Source organism: Granulicella sp. 5B5 (assembly GCF_014083945.1).
GTDB lineage: Bacteria > Acidobacteriota > Terriglobia > Terriglobales > Acidobacteriaceae > Granulicella.
Genome location: NZ_CP046444.1, coordinates 2667255 through 2689107 on the forward strand (window position 1 = coordinate 2667255; position 21853 = coordinate 2689107).

Here is a 21853-nt window from a genome sequence, read left to right on the forward strand (position 1 = left end):
CACTACTATCTACTGTCTGTCTTTCTACAGCAGCCCCTTCGTACTCGGCAGCAACTCCTTCATTCGCTCATCCTTGCTGCACGCACCACGCATCGCCCGCGCAAACGCCTTGAAGATCGCCTCAATCTTGTGATGGTTATTCCGCCCGTACATCACCTTCACATGCACATTGCACTTCGCACCCCGCGCAAACCCATCGAAGAAGTCCGGGATCAACTCCGTCACCAGATCACCCACCAGCCGGTCCGTCAGCGCATCATCCACAACACAAGCCACACGCCCCGAAAGGTCCACCGCACACACCGCGAGCGTCTCATCCATCGTCATCACAAAGTAGCCGGCGCGCAGAATCCCGCGCTTGTCGCCGAGAGCCTCAGCAAACGCCTCGCCCAGCGCAATGCCCACGTCTTCCACCGTGTGGTGCTGGTCCACATCCAGGTCGCCCACGCACTTCAGCGTCAGGTCGAAGCCACCATGCTTCGCAAAGCTCTCCAGCATGTGGTCGAAGAACCGGATGCCCGTGCTCACCGTGTACTGCCCGGTGCCATCCACCTCCAGCCGCAGCGAGATCTTCGTCTCCAGCGTGTTCCGTTCGATCACGCCAATGCGCCCGCCCGCAGCCGCACTCATGCCCACTTCGTTCACCACATCGCTCATCGCCGTCTCCGCTTCGCTTCCATCATCTTCGCCGCAACATAGGCAAGAATTGCCGCCATCACCAACCCATACAGCACAACAAACACGCGCAGCTCCCAGCCGCTCAGTTGCTGTACCATCGCCACTGCCAGCAGGGTCAGGCCAATCACACTCCACGAGATCACCAGCATCCGCCCGCGCGCCGACTTCATCGCCCGCGTCCTTCGGCTGGCGTCCACTGCATCTCTGCCATGGACTCCCGCAGCGCGGCAATTCCACGCGTTACATGCTCCTCCACGCCGACCGTGATCCGCACATACCCATCGCACCCCGGATCGCTCGACCGATCACGCAGTAGCACGCCCTTCGCGCGCATCACCTCGCACAGTTGCTTGTGCCTGGACCCAATATCCATCAGCACAAAGTTCGCGGCGGAAGGCCACGTCCGCACGCCCAGTTCCTTCAACGCCGCAAAGATCCGCTCGCGCCCCGCATGGACCTGCTCCACATACCAATTGATGTACGCGTCGTCAGCAACAGCCTCCGGCAGCACTGCCAGCGCAACGCCGTTCACGTTGTACGGCGAGCTCACCTTGCGCAGAAATCCGATCAGCCGAGCATCGCCTGCCAGCATCCCAATGCGCAGGTTCGCCAGCCCATAGGCCTTTGAAAACGTTCGAGCCACAATCAGGTTCGGCACATCGGCAATATCGCCCAGCGTAGTCTCGCCATAAAAGTGGAAGTACGCCTCATCCACCATCAGCACGGCCTGCGGAGCGGCCTTCGCAATCGCCAGCAGATGCTCGCGGCTCACCGTCGCTCCCGTCGGGTTATTCGGCGAGGCGACGATAATCAGCTTCGTCTTCGCGGTGATCGCCTCAAGAAACCGTTCAAACGGAAACTCCAGCGAGTCGTCCGTCTGCACGCGCTTCAGCTTGCTCGTCATCATACTGATCGACACGTCATACATAAAGAACGTCGGCGTGCAGATCAGCGCCTCATCGCCCTCATCCAGAAACGCACACGCCATCAGGTGGATGCCCTCATCCACGCCGTTCGTCAGAATGATCTGGTCGCTGTCCAGCCCCAGGTGCTGCGCAACAATCGTCTCCACGCCATGCCGCTCCGGGTACACCGTCATCGACTCGGCCGTCAGCGTCCGCAGCTTCTCAATCACCCGCGGCGAAGGCGCAAACGTGTTCTCGTTGAAGTCCAGCCGCAGCGCGTCTCTGCCAGCGAGAGGCGGATGATACTCCGGCATCGCCAGCACCGCGCGCCGCGGCTCTACGTGCGCCGCCGCCGGCAGATGGCTCAGGCTGTGCAGCAGCACATCCGCATCCGGGCCACCCTCAGCCCGCAGCTCATCCAGCAACGACTGCGGAATCCCGCCAGCAAGTTTCGAAGCAACACTCATAAGCCTCTCTCTATCTTCTGCAACTACCGCATTCGTACGCGCACGCTCTCTGCATGCCCAACCAGGCCTTCAGCCTCAGCCAGCGCAATCGTATGCGGCCCAACCACACGCAGCGCATCCAGCGTGTACTGCTGCACGGTGATGACCTTCACAAAATCCAGCACACTCAACCCGCCGCGCACGCGGCCATTGCGCCCTGTCGGCAGCACATGGTTCGGCCCGCTGATGTAGTCACCCATCGACTGCGGCGCATAGTTGCCGATGAACACGCTGCCCGCATTCTTCACCCAGCGAACATCCGCACCAGCATCTACCGTCAGGTGCTCCGGAGCCAGCCGGTTCGTCAGTTCGCGAGCCTCATCCACGCTCGCCGTCACAAACGCAAACCCCTGCGCCGCCAGCGACCGTTTCGCAATCTCATTCTCCTGCGACTGCCGTTTCACCTCCAGCACCACCTCTTCGGCGAGCTGCTCCTGGCTCGTGATCAGCACCGCCAGCGCCTCCGGATCATGCTCCGCCTGCGCCACAAGGTCAGCCGCGATCCCCGTCGCATCGCCCACCTCGCTGGTCACTACAATCTCCGTCGGCCCCGCCGGCATATCAATGCCCACCACCTGCGACACCGCCACCTTCGCCGCCGTCACATACAAATTCCCCGGCCCAACAATTTTATCGACGGCTCCAATACTCTCCGTCCCATACGCCATCGCCGCAATCGCCTGCGCTCCGCCCACGCGATAGAACTCCACCACGCTGCTGGCCTCGCGCGACACCAGCCACGCCGCCGCCATCGTCTCTCTCGCCGGCTTCGGCGAGCACACCACAATGCGCTCCACGCCTGCCACCTGCGCCGGTGTCACCGTCATCAGCAGCGTGCTCGGCAGCGGATACCGCCCACCCGGCACATAGCACCCCACGCTGCCCAGCGGACGCACAATCTGTCCAACCTCCATCCCTTCGCTCGGACGAAAGCTCCACGCCCGCGGCAGCTGCTTCTCCGCAAACGCGCGGATGTTCGCTTGCGCCAGCCGCATCGCGGCCTTCAGCTCTTCGCTCGTCGCTTCCCACGCGGCCTGCAGCTCTTCACGACTCACGCGCAGCGGCTGTTCCTCCGTCAGCCCATCGAACTTCGCCGACAGCTCACGCACAGCCGCATCGCCGCGCGTCTGCACATCGGCAAGAATCTCCCGCACCACGCCATCGACCTTCGCCGTGTTCGTCGCGCCGCGCTGCTCCAATTCGGCAATCGCCGCCGCCGCTGCATCCGCGCTCGCGCCAAACGTCTTCAGAATCCGCATCCGCTCTCCTCTTACAGACCTTTCTTGCGCATCTGCCGCCGCTGCTCGCGCGACCCCGTCAGCTGAATCCGCTTCATCGAATCCGCATTCGCCGGATAGATCTTCTTCGGGTCCATCGGGTCGATCACCACCGGCAGCATCATCCCGGCCTCAATCTTCTGGCCCTCCGGCACGCGGCTCGTCAGCGAAACCTCACGCCGCGCCTCGCCCGGCGCCTGCACCCACAGCCTGATCTTCATCGCCGCCGAAAAGCGCCCAAACACCTTCACCGGCTCCATCGAGATCATCGTTGCATACACCGCAACGCCCTTCTTCTGCGCCCGCATCTCGCGCAGCTTCTGCACGCCAAACCACGTCAGCGGTCCAACAATCACCAGCACCAGCGGCAGCCAGAACCAAATCCTCATCCCATACTCCTTACCTGCAAACAGCTCTTGTTACAGAACAACCTTGCTCAGCGGATACTCCACAATGCCCGTGCCACCCGCGGCCTTCAGCTTCGGGACCACGTCGCGCACCGTATGGTTCTCCACAATCGTGTTCAGCGCCACCCACTCCTCGTCCTTCAGGTGCGAGATCGTCGGCGAGTTCAGCGCCGGCAGCACCGCCAGCACCTTGTCCAGGTCGACCTTCTTCGCATTCAGCATCAGCCCCACCTGGTTCTGGGCGTCCATCGCGCCATTCAGCATCAGGCTTAGCGTCTCAATCTTCGCGCGCTTCCACGGGTCAGCCCACGCGCTCTTGTTCGCGATGAACTGCGTCTCGCTCTCCATCAGCGTCTCGATAATCCGCAGCCGGTTCGCCCGCAGCGAGCTCCCCGTCTCCGTCACCTCGACAATCGCATCGGCCAGTGTCGGCGGCTTCACCTCCGTCGCGCCCCAGCTGAACTCCACCTTCACAGGAATGTTCTTCTCCGCAAAGTAGCGCTTCGAAAACTCAACAAGCTCCGTCGCAATCGTCTTGCCCGCCAGGTCCTCCGGCTTGTGGTACGGCGAATCCTCAGGCACCGCCAGCACCCACTTCACCTTCGTCCGGCTCGCCTTCGAGTACGTCAGCGCCGTCACGCGCTGCACATCGCTCTGGTTCTCCAGCACCCAGTCGTTGCCCGTCAGCCCGGCATCCAGCGCACCATGCTCCACGTACCGCGCCATCTCCTGCGCGCGCACCAGCATGCACTCAATCTCCGTGTCGTCGATCGTCGGAAAATAACTCCGCCCACTCGCATAGATCCGCCACCCCGCGCGCTCAAACAGCGCAATCGTCGCATCCTGCAAACTGCCCTTCGGAATCCCCAGCTTCAGCTTGTTCGCCATCGTCTCGTTCTCACCTTTGTAGTTGTTCTTGCTTTTCTTTCTGTCATTCCGAAGCGCAGCGGAGGAACCTGCTTCTCGGCGTCGCCACAAATCTTTCTCGTGTAACTCGTATCTCGCGTCTAGCTTCTCGTATCTATCGGCTTCGTAAAGCAGCTCACCGTGCCCTCATGGCACACCAGTCCATCGCCTTCGACAACCACCTTGAACAGCAGCGCATCGTTATCGCAGTCGGTCGCCGCCTCAACAACACGCAGCCGATTGCCACTCGTCTCGCCCTTCATCCACAGCTTGCCGCGCGTGCGGCTCCAGAACGTCACGAAACCAGTCTCTGTCGTCTTTTGATAACTCTCTTCGTTCAAAAAACCGAGCATCAACACCTGTCCGCTCGCGGCATCCTGCACGATCCCCGCCACCAGCCCATTGTCCTTCGCAAAATCGATCTTCGGCACTTCCATATCTCTCCTGTCTTTCCTTGGCGTCCCCTTAGCGTCCTTCGCGGCCTTGGCGTTTTCTGTTGTCACACAGCAAAAAGCCCGCTCGCGGTAGTCGCGTCAGCGGGCTTGTCTTTGGAATCCTGTCTGGGCGTTTCTCTCTTGCTTACTTCGCCCCACCGGACACAGCCGCCAACCCGCAATGCACGTGGTGATGGTGGTGCCCATGATGGTGGCGCAGAGTGCTCATTGCCTTTAACGCTAAGCTGCCCGCTCCTGAAAGTCAAACCTGATCCGCACGGGCAGGCTGTTTCTTTGTCATGTCGCTTTGAAGGTACGAACTTTAGTTCGTACGTCAGAATTCCCTTCCAATGGCTTTAGCCTCGGAGGGTGCGTCAGCCGGCCGCAGCGAGCCCTTACGTCTCCAGCGGCTTGAACACATGGCTCCCATCCGCCGCCATGCGCACTGCTCCGCTGCCAATCTCATACACCCAGCCGGATAGCGTCAGCTCCCCCGCCGCCATCGCCGCTGCGACTGAAGGATGCGTCTTCAGATGTCCTAGCTGCTGCAGCACATTTTGTTCGGTCAGCTCCTGCACCAGGTCGCGCTCAGGCATCCGCTCATGCAGCGTCTCCGCCACGCTCAACGCCGCGTGGGCGTTCTTCAGCCAGTTCCTCACCGAGGGCATCTTGGCCACGCTCTCCGGGTCCATCAGCGCCTTCATCGCACCGCAGTCGCTATGCCCGCATATAGCAATGTGCTTCACGCCCAGCCCGCCCACCGCAAACTCGATCACCGCGCTCACGCCGCCCAGCATCTCGCCATACGCCGGCACCATGTTCCCGATGTTGCGGGTCACAAACACCTCGCCCGGCCCCGTGCTTGTGATCTCGTTCGGGTCAATCCGCGAGTCCGCGCACGTAATAAACAGCGTATGCGGCTTCTGCGGCTCACTTGCTGCCTGCGCATACATCTCCGCACGCTGCGGATACACCTGCGTCTGAAACCGCCGCACCCCGGCCTTCAGTTGCTCCAGAACCTCATCCGCCATGCGTCTTTGCCTCTTCTACTCACTACTGTCTGTATTTGATGTTGCAGCCGATGCTGTTCTTCTGCTCCGCTGAGGGCTTCTCGCCTGCCACCACGGCATCCATCGCCGCGCGCAGGTCCTTGCCCGTCACCGGAACATCGTTGCCGAAGTCGCCGCGCCGCGGACGGCTCTCATCCAGCTGCCCGCGATACACCAGCCGCAGCTCCTCGTCGTTTGGAGACCGGCCGAACAGAAAGAAATCCGGCGTACACGCCGCCTCATACGCCCGCGCAATCTCCTGCGTCTCATCCAGCAGGTAAGGGAAGGGCCAGCCATTTTTCTCCGCCTGCTCCCGCATAAACTCCGGCCCATCTTGCGGATACTCGCCCAGGTCATTCGAATTGATCGCCACCACCCCGATCTTGCCCGAGTAGTCCCGCCCAATCTTCCCCAACTCCGCCTCCACATACTTCACATACGGGCAGTGCGGGCACACAAACATCACCAGCAACCCCTTCATGCCCTGGGCCGCATCGTCCCGCCCAACCGCTTTGCCCATTACCACATCGGTCAGCTCAAACGCCGGAGCCACCGTCCCCAACTCCACCATCATCGACTCAGTCCGCGACATAGCCCACACCTCCCAAGCTCTCCCATCATAACCAGCCAGCCCCTGAACACCCACTCTGCCTATACACTCCATAGAACAGGCCACCAGAGCAAAAGTGCCCTGCCAGAAAACAGGTTCCACTCCTAACCCTTTATGGCTGCGGATCATAGCCCCAAAACCGGGGGAGGGTCCCACACTCATTCAATGACTCAATCCCCACCATCTCCGGCCCTCTTTCTCGATCGCGACGGCGTCATCAACGAGGAGGTCGGCTACCTCCACAAGCCCGGCCAGGTCCGCTGGGTCCCCGGCATCTTCGACCTCTGCCGCTCGGCAAAGGATCTCGGCTACAAACTCGTCGTCGTCACGAATCAGGCCGGAATCGGCCGCGGCCTCTACACCCAGGCGGACTTCGACACCCTCACCAGCTGGATGATGAACCAGTTCGCCGACCGCGATATCCCACTCGCAGGTGTTTACTGCTGCCCTTTTCACCCCGAGCACGGCCTCGGTGTCTACAAACGGGAACACGAGGACCGCAAGCCCAATCCGGGAATGATCCTCCGCGCCGCCCGCGATCTGGACCTCGACCTCACCCGCTCCATCCTCATCGGCGACCGCTGCTCCGACATCGCCGCAGCCCGTGCCGCCGGCCTGTCCAAAGCCTTCCTCCTTGCCGGCACCGAATCGGCCCCATGTCCTCACCCCCACACCCCGGTGAGCTCACTCACCGCTATCGCGGGTCGCCTGTCTATGCCCTCTTGTCTAAACAGTTCCCTAAATTCCTCGGAACGGCCGCAACGTGAAGTGGATAATGGGTTTTAGCGTCATGAAGGAGGCTTCCCCCGGGCTGGGCAGCCCTATCGCGAGATCACGCATCAAACCGGCCAGTTGGCACAATTTTGATTCCGCTCGGGCAAGCTCTCGCAATGTACGTGGAGGGGGGGATGATTCCACCCTGGGATCATCCCGGGCGTTAACCTAAACTGACTCTAACGGCCAGTACGGGCACGAAACTCGGCCAACACTGAACGCATTGAAAAACTATAGATCAAACAGATTTTGTGGCTTCCCTCAGGTACTCTCTAGACCAGTGTCTTTTTACTTCTCACTGGTGCTAAAGGGGTAACATATGTGGAGCATACCGAAGCTGCTCTGCTGACGAGCCTCTCCACCCTGTTCCAGGGTGTAGGCTGTTTATCTTTCCTGTCCCGGCTGTTTGGGACTCCGGAAGGTGCGGAACACGGATACGGTACATGTCTCACAGAAAGCTAGCCTTTACTTTATTTAACTGATGCAAACACAGTGGCGGGGAACATATAACAGCCGCGAACAGGAATAAAAGCTGCCGTGCAAGGCCCTGCCTGTTTAGCGGCTGCCCAACCTGAGGGAGTGTCCATAGCGTATGCCGGCTTCTTTCGAAATGAGTGAGTCTAGTGCAGGATCTGTTTCGAGTTCCATCTTTGCCCTCCAGGAGGGCGGCAGCGCTGCTGCGTCGGAGGGTATCGGCGGAGGCCATGTCTCTGATCGCGGCACCGGCATTGCACATGGTTCGACCCGTGGCCCCTCTGCCCTCTTCAGCTACCGCATCCTCAAGCGCGGGCTCGATCTCTTTTTGGTTCTTCTCTGCTCGCCGGTGCTTATTCCTCTGTTCATCGTCATCTCTGCCGCGGTGCGGATCAGTTCGCCGGGCCCGGTCTTCTTCTCGCACCGTCGTCTGCGCGGGCACGGCAAGTTCTTCACCATGTGGAAGTTCCGCACCATGTGCGTCAACTCGCAGGAGGTGCTGGAGGAGTATCTTGCCGCCAACCCCACAGCACGCCTGGAGTGGCATCGCACGCACAAGCTCAAGGACGATCCCCGCGTCACCCGGATCGGTGCCTTCCTGCGCCGCTCCAGTCTCGATGAGCTTCCTCAGCTCTGGAACGTCTTTCTTGGTTCCATGACGCTCGTCGGCCCCCGCCCCATCGTCGCCGCCGAAGTGGAAAAGTACGGTCCTGGCTTCATCGCCTACTGTAAGGTCAAGCCTGGTATCACCGGCCTCTGGCAGGTCTCCGGCCGCAGCAGCACCAGCTATCAGCGCCGCATTGAGCTCGACTGCGCCTACGTCGACAACTGGTCCTTTCTCGGCGACGTCGTCATCCTCTTCAAAACCCTCGGCACCGTCGTCAAGCAGCACGGCGCCTACTAGCCGCGAGGTCCAAGCCCGTGCAACGGATGCGCGATCTGCTCCGCGACTCTCTCAGTCGCAGCCTCCGTGAGCTCTCCGACGAGGACCGTCTCGCCGCCGCCTGGTCTGTTGCATGCGGCCCGGCACTAGCCGGTCACGGTGAGCTCCTGCAACTCGACCACGAACGCGTCCTGCACGTCCGCGTGGCCTCGCAGCTCTGGATGCAGCAGTTCCTGCACATGCGTTCCGCGCTCGCCAATGATCTAGCCCGCATCGCCGGTGTCTCACTTTCTTCCATCCGGTTCGATCTCCCCGCTCCGCCCCCGCGCCCTCCACGCCGGCCTGCATCGAAAGCCTGAGCACCGCGGCTCTTGCGCACACAGGTATCATCAATACAGCTCTTCCTAGCAAGAGCGGTTCAGGAGTCACGTATGTCCACTACCGCCTCCCCTGAGGCCCACGCCGGAGTCTCCCTCGACGACGTTCAACACGTCGCCGACCTAGCCAACCTCGAGCTCACTCCCGAAGAGCTCCCACGCATGGCCCACGATCTCAACGCCATCCTCGGACACATCGCCCAGCTGCAGGAGCTCGACACCACGCAGATTGAGCCGATGGCCCAGGTCGCCGAGGCCCTCGGCATCGCCCCCGCGCTTGCCGGCGAGTCTCTCCGCGCAGACGTCATCAAGCCCTGCATCGACCGCGCCGCCGTCATGTCCCAGGCCCCCGAGTCCGACGGCCGCTTCTTCAAGGTCCCTAAGGTCATCGAGCGATAACGAACGTCATCGCTTTCGCTTTTCTGGTTGTCATTCCCGCAGGGAATCTGCTTCTCGAACCCGCCACCACCGCAAGGACCATCCGCACCAATGCCCGAATCGCCGAACGCACTCAAGTCGTCTGTAAACTCCGAGCTCGCGACCCTCACCCTCGCTGCCGCACGCAATGCGGTCGCCAGCGGCACCACCACGGCTACCGCGCTCGCTGAAAGCTATTACCAGCGCATCGCCGCCGCCGATCCCGAGGTGCATAGCTACCTCGCGCTTACGCAGGACCGCGCGCTCGCGCAAGCTGCGAAGGTTGACGCTGCCGTCAAGGCTGGCGAGCCCTTCGGCCCGCTCGCTGGTGTCCCCATCGGTATCAAGGACGTCCTCACCCTCAAAGGCGCTCCCGCCACTGCGGCGTCGAAGATTCTCAAGGGCTACCACCCGCCCTACGACGCGACTGCAGTCGCGAAGCTCGAAGCCGCAGGCGCCGTCCTGCTCGGCAAGCTCAACTGCGACGAGTTCGCCATGGGCAGCTCCAACGAGAACTCTGCCTACGGGCCCGTGCACAACCCGCGCGCCCTCGACCGCGTCCCCGGAGGCTCCTCCGGTGGCTCAGCCGCCGCGGTAGCCGCGGGTCTCTGCACTGCCTCGCTCGGCACCGACACCGGCGGCTCCATCCGCCAGCCTGCTGCCTTCTGCGGAGTCGTCGGCGTGCTGCCCACCTACGGCCGCGTCTCTCGCTACGGCCTGATCGCCTTCGCCTCTTCGCTCGACCGCATCGGCCCCTTCACGCACACCGTGCAGGACGCCGCCACGCTCCTCGAAGTCCTCGCTGGCCCCGACGAGATGGACGCGACCTCCAGCACGCAGCCCGTCGCCAGCTATACCGCCGATCTCGCCAAGCCAGTCGCTGGCCTCCGCATCGGCGTGCCCGAGGAGTACTTCGGCGAAGGCCTCGACCCCGAGATCCGCGCCGCCATCGAGAAGTCTCTCGACGCCCTCAAGGCTGCCGGTTGCACCATCCACAAGGTCTCGCTCCCGCACACGCGCTACGCCGTGCCAACGTACTACGTCATCGCCACAGCCGAGGCCAGCTCCAACCTCTCGCGCTTCGACGGCGTCCGCTTTGGCCATCGCAGCGCCGACTCCGACACGCTCGCCAACATGTACCGCAAGTCGCGCGACGAAGGCTTCGGCCCCGAGGTCAAGCGCCGCATCCTTCTCGGCACCTATGTCCTCTCCGCCGGCTACTACGACGCGTACTACAAGAAGGCGCAGCAGGTCCGCACGCTGCTCACGCGCGACTTCCTCACCGCCTTCACCCAGGTCGACGCCCTCGTCTGCCCCGTCACCCCTACGCCCGCCTTCAAGCTCGGCGAAAAGACCGACGACCCGCTCCAGATGTACCTCGAAGACATCTACTCGGTCGCCGCGTCGCTCGCAGGCATCTGCGGCATGTCCGTCCCCTGCGGCACCACGCAGGCCGGCCTCCCCATCGGCGTTCAGGTCCTCGGCAAACACTTCGACGAGTCCACCATGCTCCGCATCGGCGCTGCGATCGAGTCCGCGCAGCCGCGCTAGTTCTTTACAGCCTCTCGCGCAGCCACCACATCGTGCACGACACCACCAGCCACGCCATCAGCGCTACAACCAGCACCGGCGTCAGCGGATGCGTCCCCAGGCCCTTCCACAGCACCAGTCCAAACGCACCTAACCCCGCAGCTCCGGCAGATGCCCCTGCAGCCTCCACACTTGCCTCGGCTCGCGCGGCACGTACGCCCTCAAAGCCCTGCGCCGCCTCGCGCTCCCGCTTGTGCTTCTCCACCAGGCTGATGCTCGGTGGAAAGATTCCCGGAAACGCCATAAACATTCCGCCGATCACCGCGCCATAGCGCCTCGCGATCAGGCTCGCAGCCACCGTCACCAGGCCGCCTGCCACAAAGTGCCGCGCATACTCCGCCAGCGTCGTCTCACGCAGCGAATCGAACCTCAGCCTCATCCGCAACCCGCTACCTCCTTAACCAGACGGCCCAAAGCGTCGCCGCCGTACCCAGCCACACCATCAGCAGCACGGTTGCCGTCGGCAGGGCGTCTGTCTTCCGCCGCATCATCACCCAACTCACCGCGCACGCATATACAAAGAACGCCGCGGCCCCCGCCACCATCGACCGCCCCTCCATCGACACATATCCCGCGCCTCGCTCATGCAGCGTCAGCGCCACCGTCGCCATCGCAATCGTCGGGGCCGCTGCGAACACGCCGCCTAGGCTCTCCGGTTTCACCGTGTCGCCCACCACGGAGAACACCGTCACCACCATCCCTCCAATCAAAAATCGCAGCAGTAAGTCGATCACATAGTCTCCTCTTGCACTCACCGCGCAAAGCGTTCATCCACTCGCAACAGGCTCGCCCTCAGGGCATGAGAATCTTGTAGACATGCGTCTATCGGTCCCACTTGCCGTGCTCGTGCTATCTCCGCTCACCATCTCGGCGCAGACGCCGCAATCGACCACCACTCTAGCACGCCCGTCCTCGCCGCCCACCGCGCACGACACCATCACCGTCACCGCCGACCGCGGCCTTCCCGGCATCACGGACAGCGCCACCAGTGTCGCCACACTCTCCTCGCAGCAGTTGCAGCAGGCCTCCGGCCTCACCCTCGACGACCGCCTCCACTCCGTCGCCGGCTTCCAGCTCTTCCGCCGCACCAGCTCCTGGACGGCCAACCCCACCACCGAAGGCATCAGCCTTCGCGGCCTCGGCAGCACAGCGGCATCGCGCACCCTCGTCGAGTCCGGCCAGGTTCCCCTCAACGACCCCTTTGGCGGCTGGATTCACTGGGACGAGATTCCCACCCTCGCCATCCAGCAAGTCGAGCTCCTCCGCGGAGGATCAGCCGATCTCTACGGCTCCAGCGCGATTGGCGGCGTCATCGCCGTCGAGCCACTCACTCCCAGCGCGCACTCCCTCACCCTCGCCGCCGACACCGCTGGAGCCACCGAAAACTCCGCCCTCGGCGACCTCCTCCTCACCACAACATCTCACGCACTCTCTACCCTCGGAGCCTTCAGCGCGCTCTCCACCGGTGGCTATATCTCCACCGCGCCCGCCTTCCGCGGCACCGTCGACATTCCCTCCAACGTCTTCCAGCAGAGCGGCCGCCTCGCCTTCTTCACCCCACCGCAGACACCCATCCGCGCCTTCCTCCTCGGCAACATCCTCAACGAGTCCCGCGGCAACGGCACCCCGCTCCAGACCAACGGCACGCGCCTCTGGCGTTACCTCGGCGGTCTCGACGCCGACACCGCGAGCAGCCACGAAAGCCTCCGCCTCTTCGGCTCACGCGAGTCCTACCGCCAGAGTTTTTCCGCCATCGCAGCGAACCGCAACTCCGAAACCCTCACCAAGCTGCATCGCATTCCCACCGACGAGCTCGGCCTCGTGGCGCAGGCCTCACATACCCTCGCATCCTCGCTCACCGCCGCTCTCGGCTTTGACCTCCACGATATCCGTGCCACCGCCGACGAAACCGCCACAGCCACCGCTGTTACCACCAGCATCTCCGCTCGTCAGCGAGAGACGGGCGGCTACCTCGACGCCATCTGGCAGCCGAAGCACTGGTCACTCTCCGGCTCCATCCGCATCGATTCCTTCCGCACCCTCAACGCACAGCAGACCGCATCCAATACCCCCAGCACCACACCGCTCCCCGAGCTTGACGAGCTCTTCGCCTCACCGCACCTTGGCATCGTTCGTACCCTGCCGCACAACCTCGCGCTCACCGCCAACGCATTCCGTGCCTTTCGCGGCCCCACCATGAACGAGCTTTACAGCACCGGCCAGGTCGGCCAGCAGATCACTCTCGCCAACAACTCGCTGCTCGCCGAACGCGCCACCGGCTTCGAGTTCGGTGGCGAGTACGCAGCAGCGCTCGCCCACATCCGGGCCACCTATTTCTGGACGGAGGTCAATCGCCCCATCTCCGCCGTCGAGCTCTCGCAGACCCCCACCACGCAGCTTCTCCAGCGCCAGAACCTCGGCCAGATCCGCAGCCGCGGCCTCATGCTCGAAGCCCAGACCGCCCGCTGGCACTCCTTCGACACCACCTTCGGCTATCAGTTCGCTATCGCTACCGTTACTGCGTTCAACTCCTCGTCACCCGCGCAGGCGAACCTCACCGGCAACTGGATTCCCGAAGTCCCACGCGAGTCCTTCACCGCCACCGCCAACTACGCAGCCAGGGCAGGGAACAGCACGATCGCCAATCTGCACCTCATCGCCAGCTACACCGGCCACACCTACGACGACGCCGCGAACCAGTTTCTCCTCCACCCCTACGCCCGCTTCGACCTCTCCGCTGACCGCAGCCTCACGCACGGCCTCTCTATCTACGCCTCCGCGCAGAACCTGCTCAACCGCACCATCGACGCGGGCCGCACGCCCATCCTCACGCTCGCCGCGCCTCGCCTCGTGCAGGCTGGCCTCCGCTACACCTTCTCCCGCTGAACGCTGTCAACCCCTCCAGCCGCTGCACTCACCGCAATCCCAACAAACCAAACCACTAAGCTCCAAAAACCAAAAACATTTTCCCCTCTTCCGCCTTCTATACTGGAACTAGGAGATAAACTGGCCCACTGGCAAACTGGGAACTGGCAATCTGAAACCCTAAACCCGCACCCAGCTGGCTCTATCCACCATCATCTTCCCATTATCCCCTTTCTTTCCCATATCATACCCGCAACTATATATAGAATCAGCCACTTACTCCCGGGATCACCCCGTAAGTCGCTGATTCTGCTGGAAAGCGCTGCTACATAGGGGAGGGGGGGACTCAGCATACTGCAAACGCATCTGCCCACAAAGGGCGTTCGCGAAGCCGCTCCCTTCCCGGAGCGGCTTCGCCGTCCCCGCATCATTGTTCCGGCATCACAACGCCCGATAGTAAGCCGTCTCCGCATCCGCGCACGCCAGACATAACCGCTCGCCATTGCGTTCCACATAGCGGTCGAAATTTACGCCTTCACCGCACCGCGCGCAGGCCACGCGCTGCCCCTTGTATCCCGGAAACTCACTCGCCGGCAGTGGTACGCGCACCCACTGTTCGCCGAACAAATCCGCATCCGGCATCTCGCGATACGCCTTCATCTGCTGCGCGTTCTTCTCCAACTCCGGATACAGCTCCTTTGCTCTCCCCTTCGAGCTCTCGAGCGCCACCACGCGCAGCCCTTTGTAGACGTTCGGCTCCACCTCCGCGCTCAGGTCAACGAACGTCGCGGCCATCTTGCCCCAGTCGCGCAGCTTCAATGCCCGCTTGCCTACGCGGCATCCTGTCACCACGCCGATCGCGTCCGTAGCGCACCGGTCGATCTCCACAAACGTCACCAGCCGCTTCCGGTCCGGATTCAGCTCTCCGTTCGCCAGCAGTCGCTTCCTCGGGTCATCGATCCCCAGCCGCTCCAGCGCCAGCATCGCCATCCGCACACCCAGAATCTGCCCCGCGCACAGATGCCCATGCGCGACCTCCGCCTCATGCAATAGTTCATCCAGCCCAGCCGCCATCCTTCCATCCTAGTCCTCGCAAAATTGCCTTGCCGGTCAGACCAGTTTTCCACCTGTAAACCATTCCTGCTAGGATTCTCCGCACTATGCAACGCCGCGATCTGCTCAAACTCTCGCCCCTCGCCCTAGCCTCCACCGTCGGTCACGTTGCGTTCGCGCAGTCGCCCGCGCCCTCCGCTGCGGAAGCCCTCTTCAACGTCCGCACCTACGGTGCCACAGGAGACGGCAAGACCGTCGACAGCCCCGCCATCAACAAGGCCATTGAGGCCGTCGCCGCCGCCGGCGGTGGCACGCTCGTCTTCCCCGCAGGCACTTATGTCTGCTTTACCATCCGCCTCAAGTCCAACATCGCGCTCTATCTCTCGCAGGGCTGCACCATCCTCGCCGCCGACTCACCCAAACCCGGCGAGACCACCGGCTACAACGGCGGCACCTACGACGCAGCCGAGCCCAACGACCCCTGGACGCCCTACCAGGACTACGGCCACAACCACTGGAAGAACTCGCTCTTCTATGGCGAGAACCTGCACAACATCTCCATCCAGGGCCCCGGCCTCATCCACGGCAAGGGCCTCAGCAACGGCACCAAGGGCATCCGCAGCGGCACCGGCGGCTTCGTTGCGGAGCAGGCTGGCGTCGGCAACAAGTCCATCGCGCTCAAGCTCTGTCACAACGTCCTTCTGCGCGACTTCACCGTCCTCAAGGGCGGCCACTTCGCTCTGCTCGCCACCGGCGTTGACAACATGACGCTCGACAACCTCCTCATCGACACCGACCGCGACGGCTTCGACATCGACTGCTGCCGCAACGTCCGCGTCTCCAACTGCACTGTCAACTCCCCCTGGGACGACGCCATCTGCCCCAAGTCCAGCTACGCCCTCGGCTACGCGCGCTCCACCGACAACGTCACCATCTCCAACAACTTTGTCTCCGGCTACTACGACCTCGGCTCTGTCGCCGACGGCACCTGGAAGAAGTTCCCTGACGACGCACACGTCCCGCGCAACGGCCGCATCAAGTGCGGCACGGAGTCCAACGGCGGCTTCCGCAACATCACCATCACCGGCAACGTCATCGAAGGCTGTAAAGGCATCTCGCTCGAAACCTCCGACGGCGCCTACTGCGAAGACATCACCGTAACTGGCAATACCTTCCGCGACTGCGTCGACGCGCCGCTCTTCCTGCGCCTCAACCGCCGCAACCGCAACCCCAAGGAGACCCTGCGCCCCGGCACCCTGCGCCGCGTCATCATCGCCGATCTCGTCAGCTACAACTCGGCATCTTCGACAGCCTCGATCCTTTCTGGCATTCCCGAAAACCTCATCGAAGACGTCAAGCTCTCCAACTGCTACTTCGGCCACCACGGCCTGCCCAAGGACATGAAGATCGGCTGGGGCGAAAACTCCAAGCCCATGCCTGATTGGCACACCATCCAGGTTCCCGAGATCGAAGACGCCTACCCGGAGCTCCTCCGCTTCGGCCCGACACCCTGCAACGGCCTCTTCGTCCGCCACCTCAAAAACTTCGAGGCCTCGCACGTAGAGATCGCCCCCGCCAATCCCGACCCTCGCCCTGCCTTCTGGCTCGAAGACGTGCATCGCGCCGACTTCTTCGCCGTCACCGCCCCGCCGCAGCCTAACTTCTCACTGCACAACGTCACCGACCTCCGCATCCTCTGGAGCCGCGCCGCCAAAGACGCGACGCTCGAAAAGGCCGACGACAAGGTCCTCTAGCGCCTCCTCAATCCATCCGGCATCCACGGGATTATTATGGATGCCGGATGGAATAGTCATCGAGGGCCGCTGCCATGAACAAGATCACACCCTTCCTCTGGTTCAACAACAACGCCGAAGATGCCGCGAACTTCTACCTCTCGATCTTTCCGAACTCCAAAAAGCTGAGCGAGCTGCGTGCTGCTGTGGACATCCCATCTATGCCCGCGGGCGCTCTCCTTACCATCGCTATCGAAATCGAAGGCCAGCAGGTAACATTCATCAACGGCGGCCCCGCGCACCAGCTCTCGGAGGCATTCTCTTTCACCATCACCTGCAACTCGCAGGCCGAGCTCGACGACTACTGGCAAAAGTTCAGCGGCACACCAATCGCCTGTGGTTGGATCAAGGACAACTTCGGTGTCTGCTGGCAAGTCGTCCCGCACAACATCACCGAGCTCGTCAGCCACCCCAAGGCCTTGGTCGCAATGATGAAGATGATCAAGCTCGACATCGCCACGCTCGAAGCCGCGGCAAAGGAATAATCGCCACCACCACTCAAACGCAGAAGAGCCCCGGTCATCGCCGGGGCTCTTCGCATCTGCAGTGAACTTGCGTCTACGCTTCAGCCGGAGCGGGCTCAGGCGTGGTCGTCGCCGGTGTCGCCGTGCTGCCATTCTTCGGCTCTGCGCCCGGCTTGCGGATGTCGATACCGCCCTTGAAGAACGCGCCGTCCTCGATCGAGATTCGTGCCGCGATCACGTCGCCGGTCAATGAGCCTTCAGCGCGGATGTCCACGCGGTCAGTGGCCTGGCAGTTGCCGCGAATCTTACCCAGCACCACAATCTCGCGCGCCAGGATCGTTGCTGCCACCTGGCCATTGCGGCCAACCGTCACCCGGTTGCCCGGCAGGTTGATCGAGCCTTCCACCTTGCCGTCGATATACAACGACTCAGCGCCCGAAATCTCGCCCTTCACTACAAGGCTTTTGCCAATGGTCGCCTGATCGCCGGGAGCCCCGGCGGCGCTGCGAGCGTCAAAACTGGCTCCCCCGGCAGGCGTAGCAGAACGCGCTGGATCAGTGGGCGGAGTCGAAGGTGTTGCAGGCTGGTTCGGTTTCCACATGTCTCTCTAAGTTCCTTTCGTTGTCTGAGGGGGAGATCGATAGGCCGGTACCAAACGCTACGCTCGCCGCGCGTATCACAGCGCTCCAGTCCCGTTCTGTTCCCACGATACTACCTCCACAACACACTGTGGCTGTGAAGTTCGTCTGAAAAATCCTGATTACCACAAGAATTTCAGCCGACGAAAGGGTTGCCTCGGCAGTGGTCTTTCGTCACTGGTCACTGCTCTCGCCCTCTTCGATGAACGAGCTTGCACCCAGCACATCCAGCGTCATTGATTCACCCGCAGTTAAATCAAACGTTACGCGGATCGGCGTCCGCTGCCACTTCGCCGGCGAGCACACGGGATGCGGCGCATTCGCCATCGGCCAGGGTCCGATAACCTTCTGCACGACTGCCTTGCGCGTACCTAACTCGGCAACAACGGCCACCAGTCCGCCTTTGCCCGTCGTCGCCACACCGCAGTACGCCGCATAGTCCCGAAACCACACCGCATCCGAAACATCCGGGTCATACGACGGCAGGTGCAGCGCAGTAATATGCCCGGTCACGCGGTCAACCAGCAGCCACGGCCCCGGCTGCCACGACCACCGTATGCTCTCGCCCGGCAGCGCATCGTTGATCCGCAGCGCCCTCCGGATCACAAACGAGCGGTCGGTCACCTCGTGCATCTCGCCGACTGTCCACTCCCGTTGCCGGTCGTCCACAAACAGCCCGCGCACGCGCAGCGTCGTGGCCTCATCGCTCTTGTTGTCAGGGTTCGCCTCGGGAGGCGTATACGGAACATGTCGCGAAGGTCCCAGCGTCACGCTATGGACCTTCGGAACCGCCGCCACCAACGTGGCACAGAAAAAGAAGAGCAGCAGTGGCACAACAGCCAGTCGCAGGGTCTGCATCCGTGCAGCCTAGCAGACTCTTCATCTTCGCGAACAGAGGTTCAGGCGTCGCAAGCCCTCTCTCAACATTTTCGACTACTGATGCAAATTCCAGCCTCCGTCTGGACGACTAGCTTTGACGGCAGCACCGCCGCCAGGCTCATCGTCACGCCAAAGCCTGCGACCACGCCGCTTGGCCACGAGGCCGAACCCTAAAATACTGGAAATAAACCATTTCCACCCCAACCAAGACGTCGTCCCTGTCTCCGATAGGCACCCCCGCCGTTTTACCGTCTAATTAGCCTTCAGATCTCCCGCTCAGCTCTTCCCAAATCACTGTCTTTTCTATACACTTGCAGATGGTGCGTGTACCTTCCGCCGTCCCCTGCTGGCCCTCGCGGCTGTAGCGGGACTATCAGAAGCCCACGAAACAGCTTGCAGGGAATGAAAGCAGATGGATGCAGCGGCACGTTTGTCGCTCGCGGCGTCTATCGAAGGAGACTGTTTGTCGAAGGAAGATGCAATTGAAGTAATGGCTGTCGTCGTTGAGACGCTGCCCAACGCGCTCTTCAAGGTCGAGCTTGAGAACAAGCATCAGGTTCTCGCGCACGTATCGGGCCGCATGCGCAAGAACTTCATCCGCATCCTCCCCGGCGACCGGGTTGCTATCGAGCTCAGCCCCTACGATCTGAACCGTGGCCGCATCGTCTACCGCTACAAGTAGCGGTTTCTGACCGAAGGCCACAGAATCGCGTGGCTTGTTCCGCAAACTATCGCGGTGGCAAAAATCGGTAGGTCACGGCTTTAGCCGTGACAATCAAGGCGTCACCTTCCGACGGGGCTTTAGCCCCTGAGGGCATCAAGAAGGGATTCACAATGAAGGTCCGTGCATCAGTAAAGCCGATCTGCGACAAGTGCAAGGTGATCCACCGCAAGGGCGTCGTGCGCGTCATCTGCGAGAACGCCAAGCACAAGCAGCGCCAGGGCTAGTCAATCCGGCGTAGCGGAGTTTTCTACTCCCTACTCCCTATTCCCTGTCTTTACGGCCCCACCGGGCGAGTTAGCCGAAGTCAAGGCTTGCGATGAACCCGGGGAGACAGCAGAACACCGCCGTCAGCCGTTCAACCCTCAACCCGCCCACCCGGCTAAGCTCCGGAGGCCCAACCGAAAGGCACACCATGGCCCGTATCGCTGGCGTCGACCTGCCCGGTAACAAGCAGGCTCGCATCGCCCTCACATACATCTACGGCATCGGCGATCCCCGCGCCCTCAAGATCCTTGAGAAGGCCGGCATCGACCCCCTCGCCAAGATGGCCTCGCTTGACGAGGACCAGCTCAACAAGATTCGTGGCGTTATCGAAGAGCAGGGCGGCATCGAGGGCGACCTCCGCAAGGAGATCTCGCTCAACATCAAGCGCCTCATCGAAATCCAGTCCTACCGTGGTCTCCGCCACCGCCGCTCGCTCCCTGTTCGCGGCCAGCGCACCCACACCAACGCTCGTACCCGCAAGGGCCCCCGCAAGGGAACCGTTGCCGGTAAGAAGAAAGCGACGAAGTAACCCATGGCAAAGTCACAGAATAAGGGTACCGGCGCGAAGGTCGGCAAGAACAAGAAGTTCAAGAAGCGCGAGCGGAAGAACGTTCCATTTGGTCTCGTCTTCATCCAGGCCAGCTTCAACAACACCATCGTCACCATCACCGACCAGCAGGGCAACACGCTCTCCTGGAAGTCTTCGGGCTCGCTCGGCTTCCGCGGTTCGCGTAAGGGCACGCCGTTCGCGGCGCAGCAGGCAGCCGTCAACGCGGCCACCGCCGCTCGCGACCACGGCCTCCGTGCGGTCGACGTGCGCGTCTCGGGTCCCGGCTCCGGCCGTGAGTCCGCGATCCGCGCTCTCGCAGCCGCCGGCATCGACGTTCGCTCCATCCGGGACGTCACGCCCATGCCGCACAACGGCTGCCGTCCGCCCAAGCGCCGCCGCGTCTGAGCCTCTGGCTCACGCCGGCTCTTGCGCAGCGTTCTTTGGATTCACCTCAAAGGCTCGCTGAGGCACGAACCGGTAGGTCGGGGCTTTAGCCCCGACAATCACGGCGACCTTTTCAATATCAGCTGCGGGCTTTAGCCCGCAGCCTTCAACCCGGATCGTGACGAAGGGCAACGCCGCCCGTAAAGCGATCGACACTAGAAGTCTAGGAGAAACAAATGGCACGTTACACAGGACCCGTCTGCCGCCTCTGCCGCCGCGACGGCGTAAAGCTCTTCCTCAAGGGCGCAAAGTGCTTCACTGAGAAGTGCCCCGTTGAAAAGCGCAACTTCGCCCCTGGCCAGCACGGCCAGTCCAAGAAGGTCAAGAAGCTCGTCGGCTACGGCCTGCAGCTCCGCGAGAAGCAGAAGGCCAAGCGCATCTACTTCACGCTCGAGACCCAGTTCCGCGCCTACTACGAGAAGGCCGCCAACCGCACCGGCGTCACCGGCGAGCTCCTGCTCCAGCAGCTTGAGACCCGTCTCGACAACGTCGCCTACCGCCTCGGCTTCGCGCTCTCGCGCCGCCAGTCGCGTCAGGTCGTCCGTCACGGTCACGTCACCGTCAACGGCCGCAAGGTGAACATCCCCAGCTTCCAGGTCAAGGTTGGCGACGTCATCGCCATCCGCGAGAAGTCCAAGGAACTCACCATGCTCGCCAACTCGCGCGACTTCGCCGCCGGCCTCGGCCGCGTCAGCTGGATCGAGATCGCCTCGGACAGCCTCTCGGGCAAGATCATCGGTCTGCCCAAGCGTGAAGACATCCAGATCCCGGTCAACGAGCAGCAGATCGTGGAACTGTACAGCAAGTAACAGGAGCAGGGAATAGGGAACAGGGAATAGGGAATAGCAAAAGACCGCTGTTCTACTCCCTATTCTCTACTCCCTATTCCCTA

General features: G+C 62.3%; 27 protein-coding genes. 13 read left to right on the top strand and 14 right to left on the bottom strand.

Annotated features, from left to right (window positions below):
* Positions 1–24: 24 nt before the first annotated feature.
* The 9 genes from hisB to GOB94_RS11305 form a co-directional block, all read right to left on the bottom strand.
* Positions 25–657 carry an imidazoleglycerol-phosphate dehydratase HisB gene (gene hisB, locus GOB94_RS11265; protein WP_182276005.1) on the bottom strand — a complete coding sequence of 211 codons (633 nt, stop codon included), beginning with the start codon at positions 655–657 and terminating at the stop codon, positions 25–27.
* Positions 654–848, bottom strand: coding sequence for a hypothetical protein (locus tag GOB94_RS11270; RefSeq protein ID WP_182276006.1), 195 nt, complete (start codon positions 846–848; stop codon positions 654–656). Before GOB94_RS11270 ends, hisB begins: the two co-directional genes overlap by 4 nt.
* Positions 845–2050: a histidinol-phosphate transaminase gene (hisC, locus tag GOB94_RS11275; protein ID WP_182276007.1), complete on the bottom strand. Its 1206-nt coding sequence runs from the start codon at positions 2048–2050 to the stop codon at positions 845–847. The genes GOB94_RS11270 and hisC overlap by 4 nt, the downstream gene beginning before the upstream one ends.
* 23 nt (positions 2051–2073) lie before the next feature.
* Positions 2074–3348: a histidinol dehydrogenase gene (gene hisD / locus GOB94_RS11280; protein WP_182276008.1), complete on the bottom strand. Its 1275-nt coding sequence runs from the start codon at positions 3346–3348 to the stop codon at positions 2074–2076.
* An 11-nt stretch (positions 3349–3359) separates the two neighbouring features.
* Positions 3360–3755 carry a hypothetical protein gene (locus GOB94_RS11285; protein WP_182276009.1) on the bottom strand — a complete coding sequence of 132 codons (396 nt, stop codon included), beginning with the start codon at positions 3753–3755 and terminating at the stop codon, positions 3360–3362.
* Between the two features lie 30 nt (positions 3756–3785).
* Positions 3786–4661, bottom strand: coding sequence for an ATP phosphoribosyltransferase (hisG, locus tag GOB94_RS11290; RefSeq protein ID WP_182276010.1), 876 nt, complete (start codon positions 4659–4661; stop codon positions 3786–3788).
* Positions 4662–4780: 119 nt separating this feature from the next.
* Positions 4781–5116 carry a phosphoribosyl-AMP cyclohydrolase gene (gene hisI / locus GOB94_RS11295; RefSeq protein WP_182276011.1) on the bottom strand — a complete coding sequence of 112 codons (336 nt, stop codon included), beginning with the start codon at positions 5114–5116 and terminating at the stop codon, positions 4781–4783.
* A gap of 392 nt (positions 5117–5508) precedes the next feature.
* A complete protein-coding gene (locus tag GOB94_RS11300; protein WP_182276012.1) occupies positions 5509–6144 on the bottom strand; it encodes a carbonic anhydrase in 636 nt (211 codons plus the stop codon).
* A gap of 22 nt (positions 6145–6166) precedes the next feature.
* Positions 6167–6754, bottom strand: coding sequence for a thioredoxin family protein (locus GOB94_RS11305; protein ID WP_182276013.1), 588 nt, complete (start codon positions 6752–6754; stop codon positions 6167–6169).
* Positions 6755–6937: 183 nt separating this feature from the next.
* Here GOB94_RS11305 and GOB94_RS11310 point away from each other — a divergent pair, with 183 nt between their 5' ends.
* From GOB94_RS11310 to gatA, 5 genes are all read left to right on the top strand, one after another.
* Positions 6938–7558: an HAD family hydrolase gene (locus GOB94_RS11310; RefSeq protein WP_182276014.1), complete on the top strand. Its 621-nt coding sequence runs from the start codon at positions 6938–6940 to the stop codon at positions 7556–7558.
* A gap of 598 nt (positions 7559–8156) precedes the next feature.
* A complete protein-coding gene (locus GOB94_RS11315; RefSeq protein WP_182276015.1) occupies positions 8157–8924 on the top strand; it encodes a sugar transferase in 768 nt (255 codons plus the stop codon).
* Positions 8925–8950: 26 nt separating this feature from the next.
* Complete coding sequence (locus GOB94_RS11320) at positions 8951–9262, top strand: DciA family protein (protein WP_255484422.1); 312 nt, start codon at positions 8951–8953, stop codon at positions 9260–9262.
* A gap of 72 nt (positions 9263–9334) precedes the next feature.
* Positions 9335–9679: an Asp-tRNA(Asn)/Glu-tRNA(Gln) amidotransferase subunit GatC gene (gatC, locus tag GOB94_RS11325; protein WP_182276017.1), complete on the top strand. Its 345-nt coding sequence runs from the start codon at positions 9335–9337 to the stop codon at positions 9677–9679.
* A 90-nt stretch (positions 9680–9769) separates the two neighbouring features.
* Positions 9770–11248 (top strand): Asp-tRNA(Asn)/Glu-tRNA(Gln) amidotransferase subunit GatA, encoded by a 1479-nt coding sequence (gatA, locus tag GOB94_RS11330; RefSeq protein ID WP_182276018.1) that lies wholly within the window; start codon positions 9770–9772, stop codon positions 11246–11248.
* Positions 11249–11252: 4 nt separating this feature from the next.
* Here the strand turns inward: gatA and GOB94_RS11335 are convergent, their stop codons facing one another.
* Together GOB94_RS11335 and GOB94_RS11340 are read right to left on the bottom strand one after the other, a co-directional pair.
* A complete protein-coding gene (locus tag GOB94_RS11335) occupies positions 11253–11666 on the bottom strand; it encodes a DUF3147 family protein (protein ID WP_182276019.1) in 414 nt (137 codons plus the stop codon).
* Positions 11667–11676: 10 nt separating this feature from the next.
* Positions 11677–12021, bottom strand: a complete 345-nt coding sequence (locus GOB94_RS11340; RefSeq protein ID WP_182276020.1) for a DUF3147 family protein — start codon at positions 12019–12021, stop codon at positions 11677–11679.
* A gap of 82 nt (positions 12022–12103) precedes the next feature.
* Here GOB94_RS11340 and GOB94_RS11345 point away from each other — a divergent pair, with 82 nt between their 5' ends.
* The gene (locus GOB94_RS11345; RefSeq protein WP_182276021.1) at positions 12104–14173 is read left to right on the top strand and encodes a TonB-dependent receptor; all 2070 of its coding nucleotides are present in this window, start codon (positions 12104–12106) and stop codon (positions 14171–14173) included.
* Between the two features lie 420 nt (positions 14174–14593).
* On the opposite strand, the gene GOB94_RS11350 is transcribed toward GOB94_RS11345, so the two are convergent.
* Entirely contained in the window at positions 14594–15226 is a 633-nt protein-coding gene (locus tag GOB94_RS11350; protein ID WP_182276022.1) for an FmdE family protein, read from the bottom strand.
* Positions 15227–15312: 86 nt separating this feature from the next.
* On the opposite strand from GOB94_RS11350, the gene GOB94_RS11355 reads away from it, so the two are divergent.
* On the top strand, positions 15313–16959 hold the full coding sequence (locus tag GOB94_RS11355; protein ID WP_182276023.1) for a glycoside hydrolase family 28 protein: 1647 nt from the start codon (positions 15313–15315) through the stop codon (positions 16957–16959).
* A 74-nt stretch (positions 16960–17033) separates the two neighbouring features.
* On the top strand, positions 17034–17483 hold the full coding sequence (locus tag GOB94_RS11360; RefSeq protein ID WP_182276024.1) for a VOC family protein: 450 nt from the start codon (positions 17034–17036) through the stop codon (positions 17481–17483).
* Positions 17484–17556: 73 nt separating this feature from the next.
* On the opposite strand, the gene GOB94_RS11365 is transcribed toward GOB94_RS11360, so the two are convergent.
* Positions 17557–18063, bottom strand: a complete 507-nt coding sequence (locus GOB94_RS11365; RefSeq protein ID WP_182276025.1) for a polymer-forming cytoskeletal protein — start codon at positions 18061–18063, stop codon at positions 17557–17559.
* Positions 18064–18274: 211 nt separating this feature from the next.
* On the bottom strand, positions 18275–18958 hold the full coding sequence (locus GOB94_RS11370) for a hypothetical protein (protein ID WP_182276026.1): 684 nt from the start codon (positions 18956–18958) through the stop codon (positions 18275–18277).
* A gap of 484 nt (positions 18959–19442) precedes the next feature.
* Here GOB94_RS11370 and infA point away from each other — a divergent pair, with 484 nt between their 5' ends.
* From infA to rpsD, 5 genes are all read left to right on the top strand, one after another.
* Positions 19443–19661: a translation initiation factor IF-1 gene (gene infA, locus GOB94_RS11375; RefSeq protein WP_014264250.1), complete on the top strand. Its 219-nt coding sequence runs from the start codon at positions 19443–19445 to the stop codon at positions 19659–19661.
* A gap of 152 nt (positions 19662–19813) precedes the next feature.
* Positions 19814–19927, top strand: coding sequence for a 50S ribosomal protein L36 (gene rpmJ, locus GOB94_RS11380; protein WP_182276027.1), 114 nt, complete (start codon positions 19814–19816; stop codon positions 19925–19927).
* A 188-nt stretch (positions 19928–20115) separates the two neighbouring features.
* Positions 20116–20496: a 30S ribosomal protein S13 gene (rpsM, locus tag GOB94_RS11385; RefSeq protein ID WP_182278593.1), complete on the top strand. Its 381-nt coding sequence runs from the start codon at positions 20116–20118 to the stop codon at positions 20494–20496.
* Between the two features lie 3 nt (positions 20497–20499).
* Complete coding sequence (gene rpsK / locus GOB94_RS11390; protein ID WP_182276028.1) at positions 20500–20922, top strand: 30S ribosomal protein S11; 423 nt, start codon at positions 20500–20502, stop codon at positions 20920–20922.
* 215 nt (positions 20923–21137) lie between these two features.
* Complete coding sequence (rpsD, locus tag GOB94_RS11395; protein WP_182276029.1) at positions 21138–21770, top strand: 30S ribosomal protein S4; 633 nt, start codon at positions 21138–21140, stop codon at positions 21768–21770.
* The last annotated feature ends 83 nt before the right edge of the window (positions 21771–21853 follow it).